The following is an 18,009-nucleotide window of genomic DNA, read 5'->3' as shown; positions in this document are numbered from 1 at the left end:
AAGCATGAAGGCATAGCAGATCGGCTATCTATTACGGCACCGATCCGCGTAGGCTTCCGTGCAAGGCTAGGTGACGAAACCAATAGCCGAAAGGGCAAGGAAATGACCGGCAAGCGCGATGAATGCTGTGATCCGCCGCGCGCGACGAACGTCATCGCTCGCAGGAATGTTCTGGCTGGCAGCGCGACGGTCGCGGCGGCCTCCGTAGTCGCTGCCCCAGACCCGGCCACGGCGCAGCAGCAAACGGCCATCGCCCACACATTTCCATCGCCCTACATGAATGCTGCGCGGACGCGCGTCGTGACCATTGCCAAGGGCGCCATGGTCAGTGAGGAGACCGCCGCCTATTGGAACCTGCCGGTGGATTCACCGCAGCGGGCGTCCTATGACGCCGACATCGTGGTGAATGTGGCGCCGGGCGTCTGGACCTTCGGCACCGAAAGCATCGTCAATTGCCACGCCGTCGCCGGCCAGGATGGGGTGATCGTCTACGACACCGGCGACAATCTGAAGGATGGCGAAAAGTTTTACGGCATGCTGCGCCGTGCGACCAATGCGCCGATCCGCGCCATCATCTACTCGCACGAGCACTACGTGAATGGCGCGAAGTATTTCGTGGACGAGGAAGCCAGGCGCGGAAACACCGACATCAAGATCGTCGGCCATCCCAACACGAACGAATCGGTTGCCCGCACCGGCGGCCTCTCGGCGGCGCATCCTGAAGTTTCAACCGTGCTCTACGCGCGTTCGGTTGAGCAGTTCAATTTCTACCTGCCGGAAGAGGGGCCGGACAGCCGCTTCAAGAACACCATCGTGCCGCAAGCGGCCGGTTTCGTGCCGGTGAACACGCCGATCCAGGACAAGCAGGAACTGACCATCGCCGGGATCAGGCTGGTTTTCTACACGGGCGGCGTCGGCACGGACACCGAGAACCAGACGCTGGTTTGGATGCCCGATCGCAAGATCGTCATGAACAATGTGATCTGGGGCATGTACCCCAATATCTATAGCGCGCGCGGCGGCCGCTACCGCGATCCCGGCGGCTGGATCGCCTCGGTCGAGATCATCAAGCAGCTGAAGCCGGATATCTTGCTCAGCACGCATAGCACTTCGCTCGCCGGTGCCGATCAGATCATGCAGCGGCTGCAGGATTACCAGGACGGCCTCGCCTTCGTGCGAGACCAGTCCCTGAAGGGGATTCTCCTGGGTCAGGGCCCCGACGAGCTGCGCTACTCGGTGCAAATGCCCGAGCGACTGAAGAACTCGCCGATTCTCGTGCAGAACTACGGCGAGGTGTCGCTCATGGCTCCGCGGATCTTCAACGCGATCTTCGGTCAGTTCGATCGCAATGCGGCAAATCTGCACAAGCTTCACCCGACCGAGGAAGCGGAGCGCATGATCGTCGCGATGGGCGGGGCGGAGGCCGTTCGCACGAAGGCAAGGCAGGCCCATGAGGACGGGGATTATCTCTGGGCGGGCCAATTGGCCGACTATCTGGTGAAGACCGATAACAGCGCTGCCAACCGGCAATTGAAGGCCGAGGCGCTGCGTCAGATGGCCTATCGCACCTTGTCAACCAACACGCGCTCCTGGTTGCTGTCCCAGGCGCGCGAACTGGAAGGCAAGGTGTCCATCGTCAAGTCGGTCCCGGCCCAGCCCGCTGCGGTCGAGACGAACCTCGCGGACTATGTGAACTACTACCGGGTCCGCGTCAGCGCCGAGCGCTCCAAGGATACGGACATGCTGATGACGCTCGCCTTCGAGGATGGGCGGAGCTTCGGTCTGCACGTGCGCCGTTCCGTCGTGGACTTCGTCCAGGATGTGACGAAGGCACGACGTGCAGCGGATGTCACCGTGAGGATGAAGCCTGAGACCTGGACGCTGGTCTTCAACAACGTCGCCGATCCCGCGGCGCTGATCGACAAAGGAGACATTGGAATCACGACGGGTGATGCAGCCAGGGCCAAGGCGTTCTTTGCGCTCTTCGACGCCGTCTACGATTGGGTCAATGATCCCGCCCTCGTGGCCTTGGGCACCATGCTGCAAGCCACGACGCATTCCCGGCCCTGACCGCCGCTGCAGGCCGTTTTTCTAGGGCGTGCTTATGACCTCTTAGCGCGACGACAGCGCGATCAGACCAAGTGACCCCCGGCCGACAGATCTGAGTTGGGGGCTGCGAAATGTTGCTGGCGGGGGGCGGCCCCGCCGAAGGCAGTGCGGCTGTCCGGCGTCAGCACCCGTGAGACAGGGTGGGAGCGTTGGGGAACGCAGGGTTTCTGGCTCAACGTAACCATTGATGGCGTGAAGACGACGAGTGTATCCCGCATCCGTCACTGCCGACCTGCATGGCGATGGCGCTCACTGCGACTTGGGAGCCAGCGGCAGAGAATGGCCTGCCTGGGAGAATGGATCGCCGCGCCCTGAAGGCGCGGCGCATCGGCGGGAGAGGCTGCATGCTGCCCCGCCCCGCTTTGCGAGACACTCGATTGCCTGGACGGCGCAAACCACGACGCGTGGCGGCCCCCTGTCTAGTTTCGGTACGTCGTGAAGTCGGCTCATCGAGAGCCAGCAGCCGGCGTCTACGCATTGTCGATGTCGACCCAGGCAATCCGGCCGGTAAAGCGACCCTCCGGAACACCGTATTCTGGCGTCACCTGTTCCAGCGAATCCATGCCGATATCCAGAAGATCATCGTAGGAAAAGATATTCGGCACGGTCTTCTCGATGCGTCCTTGGCCCACCTGCCGGTCGCCAACGAAGAGCGTCCCCATGCCGCCCTTTCCATTGCCGCCACCGTCGTAAGCAAACTCGAAGCGGATGGTGTGGCGCCCGGCGGGGAGAGGCGCGTCGCCACGGACGTAGTACAGGTCCGAAGCCATCCAGTTGTGGCAATAGGTCGGGACGCCGTCCCTCAGGTACAGCGACCAGCCGGCGAAGCGCCCCCCTTGCGCGACAATGGCGCCCTTCGCGCCGTCCGCGGGCACCTCGATCTGGGCGATCACGCGGAACGACTTGTTCTTGACGTTCGGCACGACATTCTCGTTGAGCCGGCGCATGCCCGGGTAAAAGCGCATGCGGGTCCGTCCGGCCAACAGGTCCGGCCGCCCGGCGATCTCCGCGACGAGCCGTTCATACTGCCGGTCATCCAGCGGGAAGACGTTGTTGCGCGCCGCCTCGATCACGAAGCGCTGCTGGAGCTCGGCAAGCTTCTGCGGGTTCGCCTGTGCCAGGTTGCGGGACTGGGTCCAGTCATCCGGTCCGTAGAGCTCCCACACGTCATCCGTAAACCGCGGCAGCGGCGCGGTGGCGGACCAGGGCGGCGCATGGCGCGTTACCGCGCTCCATCCCTCATGATAGATGGCGCGATTGCCGGCCACTTCGAAATACTGCGTCTTGCGGCGGCCCTCCGCGCCGGCGTCGCTGAAGGTATAGGCCAGGCTCACCCCATCCATCCGCTGCTGCTGCACGCCATTGACGATGGCCGGGGCCGGCAGTTTGGCAACTTCCAGGATGGTCGGCACGACATCGATGAAATGATGCCACTGGTTGCGGATCTCGCCCTTCGCCTGGAAGCCCTTCGGCCAATGCACGATGACGCCGCAGCGCGTGCCGCCGTAATGCGAGGCCACCGTCTTGGCCCATTGATAGGGCGTGTTCATCGCGTGAGCCCAACCGGCCGGATAGTGGTTGAAGGCTTCCGGCCCGCCCAGCTTGTCGAGATGCGGCAGGATCTCGGCCGTGGTCTGGGGGATGCCGTTCTGCAAGGACATTTCGTTGAAGGTGCCGTAGCGGGTGGCCTCCGCCGAGGCGCCATTGTCGCCCAGCAGATAGAAGACCAGCGTGTCCTCGAGCACGCCCAGTTCCTCGAGACCGGCGATGAGCCTGCCGACCTGCGCGTCCGTGTGCTCGGCGAAGCCGGCATAGACTTCCATGAGCCGGGCTGCGACACGCTTGTCGTCCGCCGTCATGCTATCCCAGGCCGCAATCAAATCCGGTCGCGGTGTCAACTCGGCATCAGTCGGGATGACACCCAGGCGCTTCTGCCTCTCAAAGGTCTCCTGCCGCTGCACGTCCCAGCCGCGGTCGAAACGACCCCGATATTTCTCGATGTATTCCCGCGGCGCATGGTGCGGCGCGTGTGTCGCCCCAAAGGACAGATAGGCGAAGAACGGCTTGTCCGGCGTCAGCGCGTGAATCGACCGGATCCAGCCAAGGGTCTGGTCCGCGAGATCCTGGCTCAGGTGGTATTCCTGCCCTTCGATTCGCGGTGGATCAACGATGGTCGTGCCGTCGTAGATTGGTGGGAACCACTGGCTGCAATCGCCGCCGAGGAAGCCGTAGAACTTCTCGAATCCATCTCCCGTCGGCCAGCGGTCGAAGGGACCGGAGGGGCTTGTCTCCCAGGGCGGCGTCTGATGCATCTTGCCGAAGGCGCCCGTCGAATAGCCGTTGAGCTTCAGGACCTCGGCGATCGTCGCCGCGCTGGGGGGACGGACACCGGTACCTCCGGGGTGGGCTGTCGCGACTTCAGCGATCGCGGCCATATTCACCGCATGATGGTTGCGTCCTGTGAGGAGGCTCTGACGGGACGGGCTGCAGAGGGCGGTGTTGTGGAAACGGCTGAAGCGCAACCCGCCTGCCGCGAGTCGTTCTGCCGTTGGCATGTTGCATGGGCCGCCGAAACTGCTCGATGCGCCAAAGCCCATGTCGTCCACCAGAACGATCAGAACATTCGGCGCGCCAGAAGGTGGCCGCAGGGGCGCTTGCGGGGCCACTCTGGGGGACTGGCGAGCATCCGGGCTGACGTCTCGCCCACGCTCCAGTTCAGGGATCGGCAACACGTCGCGCGCCCGTGCCGGGCGGGGGAAACCAGCACCAGCGGCAAGCGCCGACAGCGCGGTGGACAACATCAGGAGGCGACGCTTCATGACAGCTTCCTCTGGTTGTTGTTGTTGTTGCTATTTACGTGAACCGATGAGCAGCGCGCTTCGGCGCGCCAGGCTTGCCGTTGCTGTCGTCAGTACTGATCGGGTGCTCCCGCTTTGCGGAGAACGCAGCGGAATCCAATGTGACAGGTGGAGGTATCGATGGCCTCGGCATGGCGAGCCGCGGGCCGGTAGCGTCGGCAGTGGTTCGGCGCGCACAGGAAGCTGCCGCCCTTCAGGACACGGCGCGGGATCCGGATTTCGGGCTGTGCGGGATCATAGCTCTGATCATCCGTCGCGCGGCGCGGGTTCTGCGGGATGCAGCAGGTCTTGGGCGCGTCGGCGTCGTGCCGCGGCGCCCAGAAATCCTGCGTCCACTCCCAGACATTACCGATCATGTCGTAGAGGCCGTAGCCGTTGGCCGGGAAGGCGCCCACAGGGCTGGTCGCCTCCCAACCGTCTTCCTTGGTGTTCTTGTAGGGAAAGGCGCCCTGCCAGGTGTTCGCCATGATGCGCCCGGCCGGCCGCATGACGTTGCCCCACGCGAAGGCGGCGCCGTCCAGCCCGCCGCGGGCAGCAAACTCCCACTCAGCTTCGGTTGGCAGGTCCTTGCCCGCCCAGCGCGCATAGGCGAGGGCGTCGGTGTAGGAGACGTGGACGACCGGATGATCCTCCAGCCCCTCGATGGAAGAACCGGGACCGTAGGGCTCGCGCCACCAGGCGCCGCGACGCAGATCCCACCACAGGCCCCAATGGCTGAGGTCAACAGGCCCGCGTGTCTTCCGGAACACGAGACTTCCTGCGTAGATCATCTCCGGCAGCGCCCCAGGGTAGTCCCGCGGGTCCGGCGCTATCTCGGCCGTGGTGATGTGGCCCGTCGCGGCGACGAAAGCGGCGAAGGCGCGGTTCGTAACGGGCCCTGCGTCGATCCAGAACCCATCCACGAAAGCCCGATGGACCGGCGCTTCCTCCACATAGTGATCGTTCGAGCCCATGCGGAAGGTGCCGCCCGGAAGCCAAACCATTTCCGCCGCGATGGTCTCGTCTGCAAGACGCGGAAAGGACGCTCCCGCCTGACTACGCTCCACGACACCGCCTCCCGACCCACTTGATCTCGGGGTCTTCGGATCTGATCGCATGCCCAGCATGCTAGGGTGAATTTGCGGTGAGTTGGGACGATAAACAATTTCGTGAAATGCGGATGGATCTGCGGATAGCAACTGACGGAAAGGGACCAGCCTAGTCGCACTGATCATTTGCTTGGCCGAGCATCGAGGTGACTTGCAGGGCCGGCAGGTGTCTCCGTTGCCGCTAACGGCCCGGATCGCAGCGGTCGAGGTGGGGATTGGCGCGCCGATTTCGGCAGGCCCCTCACTCCTCGATGGTATTGCATGCGCGAAGGGTTTCGCGTGCTTGGCCGCGGCCAAGCCGCGACTGCCGAGTGGCATGTCCGCTTGGAGCGCCCTCCGACCTGATTGAATCGCGACATTCCTTCCGCGACGCGGGGAGGCTCCGCGAACAGATCGTCGAGCTGGATGCCGAGGATCCGCGCGAATCGGCATCGTCGGCTTCGATGGGTAAATCGAGATTGAGGCGCTGCGGCTATACGGTCTGCCAGAAGCCATGGCCGCGCTGCTCTGCGGTAGGCCGGCGCTGCCGGTGGGAAGGCGGACGCTGGCGCTGGAGACCAGCTGGGACCTGCCATCGCTGGCACCGGGCGCGACCAGTCTGATTGACGTGACCGTCAACGGCGCGCGGCAGGGGGGGACCTTGCCCATGCGGCGCTGGCATCGTCGACGACGCTTCGTCGAACGCGACGCCGCAGCCTAGTCCAACAACACCGCACGCGTCATGGCCCGGAACATCTCGCCGGCCACCTTCGACTTGGGTTCGGCAACGCTGTCTGTGCGGGTGACGAAGCGACGGATGGCGTGACCTCGCGCTTCATATAAGTGGCGAACAGAGTTCTGCAGAAGTCGGGCGTCGGTGCGACAACCAGTGTCGACGTTACCGTCCCCCGGCGCTCGGCGATTCCGAGTCTTCAGGGTGCGCGGCTCGTCGAAAGAACACGTTCGCAGCCACGCCTGAGGTGATCCCGCATCGCGGCACCGGCCGCGATGGCGTCGCCCGCGAGGATCGCCTCCGCGATCCCTTCGTGTTCGCGCAGTGACGCCTCCCATTGCAGGGGGATGCCCAGGGCATCGCGCTGCGCCGAGACTGCGGCCGGCAGCCACATCTGCTCGATGATCTGCGCGAGCTGCGGATTGCCCGACAGTGCCGCGATCGCCCTGTGGAAACGCAGGTTCAGCGCCCGATGCGCGGCCGATAGCCCCGCCGCAGTCTCCGCCGGTGAGGGCAGCGCGGCCATAAGCACCGCGCGGTTGTCGCCCTCCGCGATCCGTCCGGCCGCCAGGCTCGCCGCAAGGCTCTCGAGGCTCTGCCGAATCTCGTAGCGGTCCGCAATTTCCTTGCGCGTGAAGCGCCGCACCAGCGCCCCGCGATGCGGGACGATGCTGACGAGGCCCTCCGCCGCCAGCCGCTGCAGCGCCTCACGGATCGAGGCACGGCTGACGCCGAATTCCTCGGTCAGGTCGGCTTCGACGAGGCGCTGCCCCAGCGCCATGCGACCGGAGAGGATCGCGTCGCGGGTCTTGGCAACGATCGTCTCCACCGTCCCGCGCGGGCGGCTCACTTCCCCAATCGACTCCAAGGCGCAGCGCACTCCGGCGACAGAGCGCAAGGCATAGCAGCCAGCAGGGGCAGGGGCCAGCTATTGACAAGTCAAATTGTCAGGCAATATTGCTCGTCAATCGAGGGGCGCGACCTGGCTCCTTGTTCAGGAGGAGACGATGGCACCAGAAAGCCCCTCGGCATCCGGCGCCCGCCCGACGAAGCACGGCGGCGCATCCGCCCGTCCCCGCATCCGCGCGCTGCAACCGGGCGCCGGGCGGGCATGGGCATGACCGTCATGGCGAACCCCGAACAAGACGCCGTGCGCTGCACGCTGATGCGCGGCGGCACGAGCAAGGGCCTCTATTTCAAGGCGGACAACCTGCCGCCCGCGGGCGCGGCGCGCGATGCCCTGCTGAAGGCGCTGATCGGCAGCGAGGATCTGCTCCAGATCGACGGCCTCGGCGGCTCCCGTCTGGTCACCGCGAAACTCGCCATCGTCGCCCGTTCCGAACGGCCCGATGCCGATGTGGACTACACCTACGGCATCGTGCCGCCCGGCCGCGGCCTCGTCGTCTACACCAGCAATTGCGGGAACATCTCCGCCGGCGTCGGCCCATTCGCCATCGACGAGGGGCTGGTGCCGGCGCGCGAGCCGGTTACCGAGGTCCGCATCTTCAACACCAATACGCGCAAGATCCTCATCGCCCATGTGCCGGTGGCGGATGGCCGCGTCCGGGTGAAGGGCGCCTCCGCCATTCCCGGCGTGCCGGGCACCGGCGCGGAGATCTTCATGGACTACCGCGCCACTACCGGGGCCAAGACCGGCCATGTGCTGCCCACGGGACATCCCCTCGACCAAGTCGTCCTCGAGGATGGCCGCGCCATCCGCACGACCATGGGCGATGTCGCCAACCCCTGCGTTTTCGTCCCCGCCGCCGATCTCGGCCTCGGCGGCAGCGAGCTGCCGGACGAGATCAACGCCAACGAGCCAGTGATCGCAGCGCTGCGGGAGCTGCGCGGCAAGGCCGCCCAGCGCATGGGCCTCGCGGCCGATTGGCGACAAGCCGAGATCCAGTCGCCCGCGCTGCCGCTCGTCGTGCTCGTCGCGCCGCCTGCCGCCTATGCCGACAGCCAGCAGCGCCCCATCGCTGCCGGGGCGATGGACCTGCGGGCGCGCCTCATCTTCTACAACCGCTGCCATGAGAGCATGGCGGGTACCGGCTCCATGTGCACGGCGGCGATGTCGCGCATTCCCGGCACGGTCGTGCATGCGGTGATGCGGCCCACCGGAGGCGGCGCCGATACGCTGCGCATCGGCCATCCGCTCGGCGTGATGGAGGTGGTGGTGCGCGCATCGCCGGAGGCCGACGCGGCTGGGCCGCGCTTCGAGCGTCTGGGCTTCGGCCGCACCGCGCGGCGCCTGATGGACGGCATCGCCTATGTGCCTCGCAGCACCCTGGCCGCGGTCGACGTCGAACGCGTGCAGGAGGCCATGTGATGACCCAGGCATCGTCCCGCCGCGCCACCCTGCTCGCCGCCGCCGCCCTCTCCCTGCCGCTGCCGCTGCGCGCGCAATCATCCGCTGCCGGATCCTTTCCGTCGCGGCCGGTGCGCATCGTTGTCGGCTACCCGCCAGGGCAGACGGTGGACATCACCGCCCGCGCCTATGGCGCGGCGCTGCAGCAGGCCTGGGGCAAGCCGGTGGTGATCGACAACCGGTCCGGCGCCAACGGCATCCTCGGCGCGCAGGCGGTGAAGGAGGCGGCCGCGGATGGCCACACGTTGCTGTTCGGCACCTCCGGGCAGCTGGCGATCAATCCCGCCATCTATGCGAACCTACCCTATTCGCCGCTGACCGACTTCGTGCCGGTGGCGATCGGCGCAGTCGGCCGGCTCTACCTGGTCGCGAACAAGTCCCTGCCGGTCACGAACCTGGTCGAGCTGGTCGCCCTGGCGCGCGCGGAGCCGGGCAAGCTCGCCTACGGCTCCGGCGGGAACGGTATCACCGCCCATCTGGCGATGGAGATCCTGAAGGGTGCGACCGGGATGGACATCCTGCACGTGCCCTATCGCGGCTCGCCCGCCGCGCTGACCGCGCTGCTCGCCGGCGAGGTGCAGCTGATGTTCGATGCTGGCGCTTTGGTGCTGCCCCAGATCCGGGAGGGCAACATCCACGCGCTCGCCGTCTCCAGCGCCGAGCGCTTCGCCGGGCTTCCCGAGGTGCCGACCGTCGCCGAGCAGGGTCTGCCCGGTTTCGCGGTGATGACCTGGAGCGCGCTGGCCGCACCTGCCGGCACGCCCGCGCCGGTCGTCGATCTCATCAACGCCGCCATGCAGGAGGCCGGCCGCAGCGAAGCCGTGGCGAGTGCCATCCGTGCCGGCGGCAGCGAGCCGCGGCAGCTTTCCCCCGAAGCCTTCGGCGCCTTCTGGCGGCACGAGGTAGCGCTCTGGTCCGCCGCCGCGGCGCGTGCCGGCGTGCGGCCGGAGTAGCGCCGATGTCGGGGATCGCACCGCCCAACTGCACCGAAACCCTGAGCCCGGAGAGCTGAGATGCGCGCATCGCCACAGGAAGCCCTTGCATGACGCCGGCCGCCACGCTGCGCGCCCTGCTCCGCGCCGGGCCGATGATCCAGGCCCCCGGCGTCTATGACGGCATCACCGCGCGGCTCGCCGAACAGGCCGGCTTCTCCGCGCTCTACATGACCGGCGCGGGGACCTCTGCCTCCCTTGGCTATCCGGATTTCGGCCTCGTCACGATGAGCGAGATGGCCGGCAAGGGCGCGGTCATCGCCCGCTCGGTGCGGGTGCCGGTCATCGCCGATGCCGATACCGGCTATGGCAACGAGCTGAACGCCACCCGCACGGTGCAGGAGTACGAGCGCGCCGGCCTCGCCGGGCTGCATGTGGAGGATCAGGTCTTCCCCAAGCGCTGCGGCCATCTGGACGACAAGGAGGTGGTGCCGCGCGGGGAGTTCATCGCCAAGATCCGCGCCGTCGTCGCGGCGCGGCGCGACCCGGATTTCCTGGTCATCGCGCGCAGCGACGCGCGCGCCGTCATCGGCTTCGACGAAGCCGTCGCCCGCGCCAACCTTGCGCTGGAGGCCGGCGCCGACATCGCCTTCGTCGAGGCAGCGCGCACGATGGAGGAAGTCGCCGCCATCCCGCGCCTGGTCCGTGGCCCCTGCCTGCTCAACGTGGTGCGCGGAGGCAAGACGCCCGACCTCAGCATGGCCGAGGCGGAGGCGATGGGCTACCGCCTTGCCATCCTGCCGAGCCTGCTGCTGGGCGCCGTGGTGCAGGCCTGCGACGCAGCACTGGCGACGCTGCGCGAAACCGGCGCGCCGCCCTCCTCGGCCGGCGCGCCGCCGGTGCGCGAACGCTTCCGCCGCTGGGGCGCGGATGAATGGGACGCGTTGCGCACCCGCTTCCGCGACAGCCAGGCCGCGGAATAGCGCCATGCCCGCGACCCTGATCGACCGGCTGTGGGACCCGCATGTGGTGGCCGATCTCGGCGAAGGCTGGGCGCTGCTGCATATCGACCGTGTCCTGCTGCACGACCTGTCGGGCTGGCGGGCGATGGAGGAGATGCGGGAGCGCGGCCTGCCGGTGCGTTCGCCGGCGCTGGCCACAGCGACGCCGGACCACGCCGTCTCCACCGCCCCCGGTCGCACCGGGGAGAGTTACGCGCCCGGCGCCCGGCTGTGGTCCGGGCTGCGCGACGGCGCGGCACGCAACGACGTGCGCTTCTTCGATCTCGGCGTGCCCGGGCAGGGCATCGTGCATGTGATGGGGCCGGAGCTTGGCCTCGTCCTGCCCGGCGCGAGCGTGGTCTGCGGCGACAGCCACACCTGCACCAATGGCGGGCTCGGCGCGCTCGCCTTCGGCATCGGCTCCTCCGAGCTGGTGCAGGCGCTGGCCACGCAGGTGCTGACCCTGCGGAAGCCCGGCGCGATGCGCGTGCGCTTCGAGGGCACGCCCGCCCAGGGGGTGACGGCAAAGGATCTGGTCCTGCACCTGATCGGCCGGCTGGGCGCGAGCGCCGCCACAGGCCACGCGGTGGAATTCGCCGGCAGCACGGTGCGGACCATGGGCGTCGAGGCGCGCATGACCCTGTGCAACATGGCAGTGGAGCTCGGCGCGCGCTTCGGCGTGGTGGCACCGGACGACGCCACCTTGGCCTGGCTCGCCGGCCGCCCCTTCGCGCCGCGCGGCGCGCTGCTGGACCGCGCCATCGCGGCCTGGCGCGGCCTCGCCAGCGATCCCGACGCCGTCTTCGCCCGGGAGGTCGCGATCGACGTCGCCGCGATCGCCCCGACCGTGACCTGGGGCACCAGCCCGGAGCATGCGATGCCCGTCGACGGCGTGGTGCCCTCGCCCGATGCGGCGCCCGATGCTGCGCGGCGAACGGCCTGGATGGCGGCGCTCGACTATATGGGCCTGACCCCGGGCGCGCCGATCGCCGGCACGCCGGTGGACTGGGTCTTCATCGGATCCTGCACCAATTCGCGCATCGAGGACCTGCGGGCCGCCGCCGCCGTGCTGCGCGGCCGCGCCGTCGCGCCGGGCGTGCAGGCCTGGGCGGTGCCGGGGTCTGAATCGGTGAAGCGCCAGGCGGAGGCGGAAGGGCTCGCCGCAGTGTTCCGCGGTGCTGGCTTCGCCTGGCGGGAACCCGGCTGCAGCCTCTGCGTCGCCGCGAATGGGGAGGCGGTGCCGCCGGGGGCGCGTTGCGCCTCCACCTCCAACCGCAATTTCGTCGGACGGCAGGGCAAGGGGGCACGCACCCACCTGATGAGCCCCGCCATGGCCGCCGCCGCCGCGGTGACCGGCGCCATCGCCGATGTGCGGAGGCTCGCCGCGTGACGCCCTTCACCACCATTACCGGCCCCGCCGTGCCGCTGATGCGGGCGAATGTCGACACCGACCTCATCATCCGCATCGAGCGTCTGACCGGCACGCCGCGCGAGAGCCTCGGCGCCTTCTGCTTCGAGGCGCTGCGCTTCCGCGCCGATGGGTCGGAGGATCCGGCCTGCGTGCTGAACCGGCCGGCCTTCCGCCAGGCGCCGATCCTGCTCGCCGGGCCGAACTTCGGCTGCGGCTCCTCGCGGGAGGGCGCAGTCTGGGCGCTGATCGGCGCGGGCATCCGCTGCGTCATCGCCGAGAGCTTCGGCGAGATCTTTGAGGCCAACAGCTTCCGCAACGGCCTGCTGCCGGTCGCATTGCCGCGCGAGGTCGTGGCGGCGTTGGCCCAGGCGGCCTCGGCGGGTGCCGCGCTGACGGTCGACCTCGTGGCACGGCAGGTGCGGACGCCGTCGGGCGAACCCACCGGCTTCACGGTGCCACCGCTGCGCCGCGCCGCCCTGCTCGAAGGGGTGGACGAGCTGGCGCAGGCGCTGAAGCGCGACCCGGAGGTCGCCGCCTGGCAGATGCGCGACAGGAAGGCGCGACCCTGGATCTGGCTTGGCGAGGAAGGATAAGGACATGGACGGAAGCACATCCGCGGGCGCCGGGCAGGCGACGGACCCGGCCGGGCCGACCGGGCGGCTCGCCACTTGGCTCGCCGGGCTCGACCTCGGCGCCGTGCCGGATCGCGTGGTGGACCGCGCGAAGCACGTCACGCTGGACGGCATCACCTGCGCGCTGGTCGGCGCGCAACTTCCGTGGTCGCAGCGTGCGGTCGACATCGTCACCGCGCTCGAATCCGGCAGCGCGACGCTGATCGGCTGCGGCATGCAGACCTCGCCGACCGCGGCGGCGCTGCTCAACGGCACCTTCATCCAGGGCTTCGAGCTGGACGACTTCCATCCCCTCGCACCGCTGCACTCGGCCTCGGTGGTGCTGCCGGTGCTCTTCGCCTGCGCCGAGCATCGCGGCGGCATCAGCGGTGCCGAGCTGCTGCGCGGCGCGGTCGCCGGCTATGAGGTCGGGCCGCGTGTCGGCCTCGCGTTGCATGGCGCGCAGATGCTCTCGCGCGGCTGGCATTCCGGCGCGGTGTTCGGCACCCACGCGGCCGCCGCCGCAGCTGGCGCGTTGCTGCGCCTGGACGCGGCCGGCTTCGAGGACGCGCTCGGCCTTGCCGCCACCCAGTCGGGCGGGCTGATGGCCGCGCAATACGAGGCGATGTCGAAGCGCATGCATCACGGCTTCGCCGCGCGTGCCGGCCTCAACGCGGCCTTCTTGGCCGCCGGCGGCTATACCGGCATCAAGCGCGTCTATGAGCGCGACTACGGCGGCTTCCTGTCCACCTTCGGCGAGGGTCACGATCCCGACGCTTCCCAGGTCGCCGATGCGCTCGGCGAGCGCTGGGAGACCGAGCGCATTGCCATCAAGCCCTATGCAGCGATGGGCGGGCTGATCGGCCCGATCGACGCGATGCTCGCTCTGCGCGAACGCCGTCCCGTCCGTGCCGAGGCGGTCGAGCGGATCGAGGTCTGGCTCAACCACGCCTCCTACCACCATGGCGGCTGGCAGGCGCAACGGCCGCTGACTGAGATCGGCGCGCAGATGAACCTGGCCTACGCCGTCTCGGTTGCCGCCATCGACGGCGCGGCGCTGGTCGCGCAATTCGCCGGCAGTCGCATCGCGCAGGACGATGTCTGGGCGCTGGTGCCGAAGGTCGAAGCGCATCACGAGCCGGACTATGACCAGCGCGGCCCGGATGGCCGCGGCCGTTCCCGCATGCGCATCGCCTTCACCGACGGCACGGTCGAGGAGATCGAGATCAACGGCCCGCGCGGCGGCCTGCGCCGGCCGCTGTCCAATGCCGAGATCGTCGAGAAATACCGCGCGCTGGCAGGCTTGGTCGTCGATGCGGAGCGACGCGATGCGATCGAGGCCGCTGTGCTCGGCATCGAGACGCTGGCCGATGCGCGCGACCTGGTTGCGCTGCTCGCGTCGCCGGTCGGCAGCGCGCTCACCTGAACCTGGAGAGGGAGGAACAAGAATGCAGAACAGGTTCACACTGCGGCGGCGCATGGTGCTCGCCGCACCGTCACTCCTGCTGGCGGGCCGCCGCGCGCAGGCACAGGCGCTGCCGTCGGGCACCATCAGGTTGGTGGTGGGCTTCGCGGCCGGTGGCGGCATCGATGCCTTCTCGCGCATCGTCGCGCGTGGTGCGTCCCAGCGCACCGGCCAGCCCTTCGTGGTGGAGAACCGCACCGGCGCCTCCGGCACGCTTGCCGCCGTGGCAGTGGCGCGCAGCGCGCCGGATGGACGCACGGTCTTCGTCGCCGACAGCGGCTCCATGACCATCACCGCCGACATCATGCTGCGCCCGCCGCTCGATCCGCAGCGGGAGCTGGCGCCGATCATGCTCGCTGTACATTCGCCGCAGGTCCTGGTGACGCGTAGCGGTGCCATCGCGAACTTCCCCGCGCTTCTGGACGCGGCACGAAAGGAACCGGGCAAGCTGACCTATGCCTCGGCCGGCGCGGGTAATGCCACCCATCTGATGATCGCGGATTTCGCCAGGCGCGCCGGGGTCGAGTTCACCCACGTGCCCTATCGCGGCGGCGGGCAAATGGCGACCTCCGTGCTCAGCGGGGAGACCGACATCTGTCTGCTCAGCCTGGCCAGCGCGGTCCCGCATCTGCGCGCCGGCACGCTCATCGCCCTGGCCGTGGCCGCGGAACGGGAACTGCCGGAACTGCCCGAGGTACCAACCATCCTCTCCGTGGTACCGGGCGCCCAGGCCCGTGCCTTCTGGTATGGGCTAAACGTGCCGGCGGAGACGCCTCCCGCCCTCGTCGCCGCGCTGCATGACGTGTTCCACGCCGCGCTCACCGCACCCGAGACGCGTGCCGCCTTCGAGCCGCTCGGCATCCAGGTCGTCGCCTCCTCACCCGAGGCCTATGCGGCATTCCTGCGCGTCGAAACGATCCGCCGGTCGGAGATGGCGCGCGCGGCCGGAATCGTGCCGGAATAGTCTCGGATCCCACGCTGGCGCACGAAGCCGCGCGCGGCTTTCGTGCTACCGGACGCCGTTGTCGGGCGGGCCAGACTGCGTAGTGCTACCCTGCTCCGATGGAGCGTTTCCGCCGCTTGGCCGGTAACGGGCTGCTGCCGATCATGGAGGACCTGCCGCAGCTCGGGACGTCACCGAGAGACGCCGCGCCGCACCTCTCAACTCTCCGCCGCGCGGTGTTACGATACCGCAAGTGTGATACGGCGCCATGTCTTCGATCGTCAGTGCCTGCCGCGAGCGCCTTTGGTTCGAGACGATGATGTGCGGCAGCACGGCGTGCCTGCCGGGGCTGACCAACTCGCTCATTCCGGCCAAGTGGAAGTCCGTCGCCGCGGTGTTGCAGAATGGCAGCCCACTTGCGGTCGATCGGCGCTTCGGCGCTGAAGCGCACGACCCAATCCCGCACGATCTGCAGTGTGACACCCCCGATGCGCGTGGCCTCCGAGCGCGTGCCGCCGTCGTAGATTGATGCCAACGACAAACAGGTGACGGGTCTGAGCAGCGCCCTTGCTACGCCGCGCCGAGCGCCGCAGCTCCGTGGCGCTGACGTCGGGACGCTGAGCGATAGCATTCGGCATGATGACGCCCTCAGCATCACCAGCCTGAATCACATCGCCGCCGCCGCTTCGGGGAATCTCCCTCGTGAGTCACACGTCGTGGGAGATCGTAAGAGATCTCACCGGAACAGCGGATCGGAGTGAGAATTCATTTTCGCAGCGCGCAGCTCGGCTGTCCGGCAGCCAACGCAAGCGCGCTCCACATGGTATGCCTACTCCAATCGAACACCGGAGATGGCAATGATCCGTCGATAGACCTCGATCTCTGACAGCAGGAACTCGCGAAGGTGAGGTGGATCGAGCGCGACCAGTGACGCGGAGTCATTGGAAGCCAGGAACTGTACGACCTCAGGCGATCCCAGCACATCTCGCGCGGCTGCCGCCGTCTGATCCACGACCCTGGCAGGCGTGCCCGCAGGCATGGCGATCGAAGACCAGGACGTGATCAGAACGTCGTAGCCCTTCTCCTTGAAGGTCGGGACAGCGGGGAAGCTACGCAGCCGATCCTCCCGAGTCACACCGAGCACGGAGACCTTTCCCGCTTCGACGTGAGGCCGCATCACGGCGACGAAGTCGAAGACCGCGTCGATGTTGCCCGCGATCAGGTCCGAATACATGGCGCCGCCGTCACGATACGGGATATGCGCCATCTTCGTCCCGGTCGCGACCTGGAAGAGTTCCCCGGCCAAATGCGCTCCGGTGCCAATGCCTGGCGAGCCGAGATTAAGTCGCTCGGGATTCTGCCGCAGATGGGCGACGAACTGCTCAAGCGTCCGGTAGGGCCGCGTGGCGGGCACCACCAGAATGAGCGCATTGGCCGACAGACCTTGGACAAGTGCAAAGGAGGTCAGGGGATCGTAGGGAAGGCGCCGGTACAGCGACACATGGGTCGCCATCGGCCCGGAGGGTGCGTAGAGCATCGTGTATCCGTCCGGTTGCGCATGCGCGACGAGCTCCGTCCCGATGATGCCGGCTGCGCCGGGCTTGTTGTCGACGACGACCGGTTGCCCCAGCCGGTCGGACAATCCCTTCGCCACGAGGCGCGCAAAGACATCCGTCACGTTGCCGGCCGGAAAGGGCACGACCAAGGTGACAGGGCGCGTTGGGAAGGTCTGGGCGACGCCTGAAGCGGCCCATACGGCGGGCGCCGTTAGGACTGCGCCACAGAATATCCTGCGCTTCATTCTGGACGTTCCTCTTGTTGTTGCGTGATTTCGGGCGAGTTGTGTTTCGTCAGCCCGGCCCCTTCAGTGTCCGATAAGCGGGATCATTGCGATCCTGCGACCCGCGTGGCCATCCATTCTCCTCCGTCGGAAAGACGAAGGGCCTGGTCTCCCTGCGCGTGAAGTTCCGATAGAACTCGCGCCGAGCGATCCGCCACACGCTGTCTTCGCGCCGCTCGAAGCGGTCGATGTAGCGATTCGAATTCATGAAGTTCACCGAAGTATCGTCCCCTGGCTTCGCCCAGTAGAAGGAGAACTGGTAGGTTTCCGCGACGGCGACGTCGCCCTGCACCTCGCAGAGATGATTCATGATGTGATGCTGCGACCCTTCGAAGCGCTTCCAGCCTTCGAATTCCTTCTCAAGGAACTCCTCGATCGTCCCATGGTGAACGCCCGCGCTGCGGCCAACATGGACGTCGGTCGCCCCCGGATGAAAACAGGAGAGAATGAGCTCCTTGTCGAGGCGGTCGCAGCCCCGGCAATAGCGGCATAGCAGTTCGTAGATCTCCTGCTTGTCGACTAGATCCTGCAACTGCCGTTCGGTCACCATCGTCGCGTCGTTTCCCCATTACCCTTGCGCCGAACGCTATGCGCGTCGCCACGCCGCAAACTGTCATTTACCCGACAGTTCAGCCCGGCGAGCCGGATCCGCCACTGGGCGCGGTCTGCGC

The 18,009-nt window shown here is 67.7% G+C and carries 15 protein-coding genes; 10 read left to right on the top strand and 5 right to left on the bottom strand.

Features of this window, described 5'->3' with window-relative positions; genetic code table 11:
• Positions 1-102 precede the first annotated feature (102 nt).
• The gene (locus KPL78_RS15645; protein WP_219763913.1) at positions 103-2,070 is read left to right on the top strand and encodes an alkyl sulfatase dimerization domain-containing protein; all 1,968 of its coding nucleotides are present in this window, start codon (positions 103-105) and stop codon (positions 2,068-2,070) included.
• 509 nt (positions 2,071-2,579) lie between these two features.
• On the opposite strand, the gene KPL78_RS15640 is transcribed toward KPL78_RS15645, so the two are convergent.
• Positions 2,580-4,928 (bottom strand): arylsulfatase, encoded by a 2,349-nt coding sequence (locus KPL78_RS15640; RefSeq protein WP_219763912.1) that lies wholly within the window; start codon positions 4,926-4,928, stop codon positions 2,580-2,582.
• Positions 4,929-5,017: 89 nt separating this feature from the next.
• A complete protein-coding gene (locus KPL78_RS15635; protein ID WP_219763911.1) occupies positions 5,018-6,013 on the bottom strand; it encodes a formylglycine-generating enzyme family protein in 996 nt (331 codons plus the stop codon).
• Positions 6,014-6,548: 535 nt separating this feature from the next.
• On the opposite strand from KPL78_RS15635, the gene KPL78_RS15630 reads away from it, so the two are divergent.
• Positions 6,549-6,755 carry a hypothetical protein gene (locus KPL78_RS15630; protein WP_219763910.1) on the top strand — a complete coding sequence of 69 codons (207 nt, stop codon included), beginning with the start codon at positions 6,549-6,551 and terminating at the stop codon, positions 6,753-6,755.
• Between the two features lie 211 nt (positions 6,756-6,966).
• On the opposite strand, the gene KPL78_RS15625 is transcribed toward KPL78_RS15630, so the two are convergent.
• Entirely contained in the window at positions 6,967-7,617 is a 651-nt protein-coding gene (locus tag KPL78_RS15625; protein WP_219763909.1) for a GntR family transcriptional regulator, read from the bottom strand.
• Positions 7,618-7,878: 261 nt separating this feature from the next.
• Here KPL78_RS15625 and KPL78_RS15620 point away from each other — a divergent pair, with 261 nt between their 5' ends.
• From KPL78_RS15620 to KPL78_RS15585, 8 genes are all read left to right on the top strand, one after another.
• A complete protein-coding gene (locus KPL78_RS15620) occupies positions 7,879-9,096 on the top strand; it encodes a 2-methylaconitate cis-trans isomerase PrpF family protein (protein WP_255569049.1) in 1,218 nt (405 codons plus the stop codon).
• Positions 9,096-10,088 (top strand): Bug family tripartite tricarboxylate transporter substrate binding protein, encoded by a 993-nt coding sequence (locus KPL78_RS15615; protein ID WP_219763908.1) that lies wholly within the window; start codon positions 9,096-9,098, stop codon positions 10,086-10,088. The genes KPL78_RS15620 and KPL78_RS15615 overlap by 1 nt, the downstream gene beginning before the upstream one ends.
• A gap of 89 nt (positions 10,089-10,177) precedes the next feature.
• Positions 10,178-11,050: an isocitrate lyase/PEP mutase family protein gene (locus KPL78_RS15610; RefSeq protein ID WP_219763907.1), complete on the top strand. Its 873-nt coding sequence runs from the start codon at positions 10,178-10,180 to the stop codon at positions 11,048-11,050.
• 4 nt (positions 11,051-11,054) lie between these two features.
• Entirely contained in the window at positions 11,055-12,458 is a 1,404-nt protein-coding gene (leuC, locus tag KPL78_RS15605; RefSeq protein WP_219763906.1) for a 3-isopropylmalate dehydratase large subunit, read from the top strand.
• Positions 12,455-13,072, top strand: a complete 618-nt coding sequence (leuD, locus tag KPL78_RS15600; protein ID WP_219763905.1) for a 3-isopropylmalate dehydratase small subunit — start codon at positions 12,455-12,457, stop codon at positions 13,070-13,072. The genes leuC and leuD overlap by 4 nt, the downstream gene beginning before the upstream one ends.
• Before the next feature lie 4 nt (positions 13,073-13,076).
• Positions 13,077-14,516 (top strand): MmgE/PrpD family protein, encoded by a 1,440-nt coding sequence (locus KPL78_RS15595; protein ID WP_219763904.1) that lies wholly within the window; start codon positions 13,077-13,079, stop codon positions 14,514-14,516.
• A 22-nt stretch (positions 14,517-14,538) separates the two neighbouring features.
• The gene (locus KPL78_RS15590) at positions 14,539-15,519 is read left to right on the top strand and encodes a Bug family tripartite tricarboxylate transporter substrate binding protein (RefSeq protein WP_219763903.1); all 981 of its coding nucleotides are present in this window, start codon (positions 14,539-14,541) and stop codon (positions 15,517-15,519) included.
• 247 nt (positions 15,520-15,766) lie between these two features.
• The gene (locus tag KPL78_RS15585) at positions 15,767-16,027 is read left to right on the top strand and encodes a hypothetical protein (protein ID WP_219763902.1); all 261 of its coding nucleotides are present in this window, start codon (positions 15,767-15,769) and stop codon (positions 16,025-16,027) included.
• A 300-nt stretch (positions 16,028-16,327) separates the two neighbouring features.
• Here the strand turns inward: KPL78_RS15585 and KPL78_RS15580 are convergent, their stop codons facing one another.
• Entirely contained in the window at positions 16,328-17,299 is a 972-nt protein-coding gene (locus KPL78_RS15580; protein ID WP_219763901.1) for a Bug family tripartite tricarboxylate transporter substrate binding protein, read from the bottom strand.
• A gap of 49 nt (positions 17,300-17,348) precedes the next feature.
• A complete protein-coding gene (locus KPL78_RS15575; RefSeq protein WP_219763900.1) occupies positions 17,349-17,888 on the bottom strand; it encodes a nuclear transport factor 2 family protein in 540 nt (179 codons plus the stop codon).
• Positions 17,889-18,009 lie beyond the last annotated feature (121 nt).

The sequence above is a fragment of the Roseomonas alba genome (assembly GCF_019430885.1).
Lineage (GTDB): Bacteria > Pseudomonadota > Alphaproteobacteria > Acetobacterales > Acetobacteraceae > Neoroseomonas > Neoroseomonas alba.
Note: the sequence above shows the minus strand (reverse complement) of the source record. Positions and strands in the feature narration are given on the sequence as shown.

What these genes read in the sequence shown, in the direction of transcription:
- KPL78_RS15645 (WP_219763913.1), top strand. Translation starts at nt 103, where the DNA reads ATGACCGGCAAGCGCGATGAATGCTGTGATCCGCCGCGCGCGACGAAC.
- KPL78_RS15640 (WP_219763912.1), bottom strand. Translation starts at nt 4,928, where the DNA reads ATGAAGCGTCGCCTCCTGATGTTGTCCACCGCGCTGTCGGCGCTTGCC.
- KPL78_RS15630 (WP_219763910.1), top strand. Translation starts at nt 6,549, where the DNA reads ATGGCCGCGCTGCTCTGCGGTAGGCCGGCGCTGCCGGTGGGAAGGCGG.
- KPL78_RS15620 (WP_255569049.1), top strand. Translation starts at nt 7,879, where the DNA reads ATGGGCATGACCGTCATGGCGAACCCCGAACAAGACGCCGTGCGCTGC.
- KPL78_RS15615 (WP_219763908.1), top strand. Translation starts at nt 9,096, where the DNA reads ATGACCCAGGCATCGTCCCGCCGCGCCACCCTGCTCGCCGCCGCCGCC.
- KPL78_RS15610 (WP_219763907.1), top strand. Translation starts at nt 10,178, where the DNA reads ATGACGCCGGCCGCCACGCTGCGCGCCCTGCTCCGCGCCGGGCCGATG.
- leuC (WP_219763906.1), top strand. Translation starts at nt 11,055, where the DNA reads ATGCCCGCGACCCTGATCGACCGGCTGTGGGACCCGCATGTGGTGGCC.
- KPL78_RS15595 (WP_219763904.1), top strand. Translation starts at nt 13,077, where the DNA reads ATGGACGGAAGCACATCCGCGGGCGCCGGGCAGGCGACGGACCCGGCC.
- KPL78_RS15590 (WP_219763903.1), top strand. Translation starts at nt 14,539, where the DNA reads ATGCAGAACAGGTTCACACTGCGGCGGCGCATGGTGCTCGCCGCACCG.
- KPL78_RS15585 (WP_219763902.1), top strand. Translation starts at nt 15,767, where the DNA reads ATGTCTTCGATCGTCAGTGCCTGCCGCGAGCGCCTTTGGTTCGAGACG.
- KPL78_RS15580 (WP_219763901.1), bottom strand. Translation starts at nt 17,299, where the DNA reads ATGAAGCGCAGGATATTCTGTGGCGCAGTCCTAACGGCGCCCGCCGTA.
- KPL78_RS15575 (WP_219763900.1), bottom strand. Translation starts at nt 17,888, where the DNA reads ATGGTGACCGAACGGCAGTTGCAGGATCTAGTCGACAAGCAGGAGATC.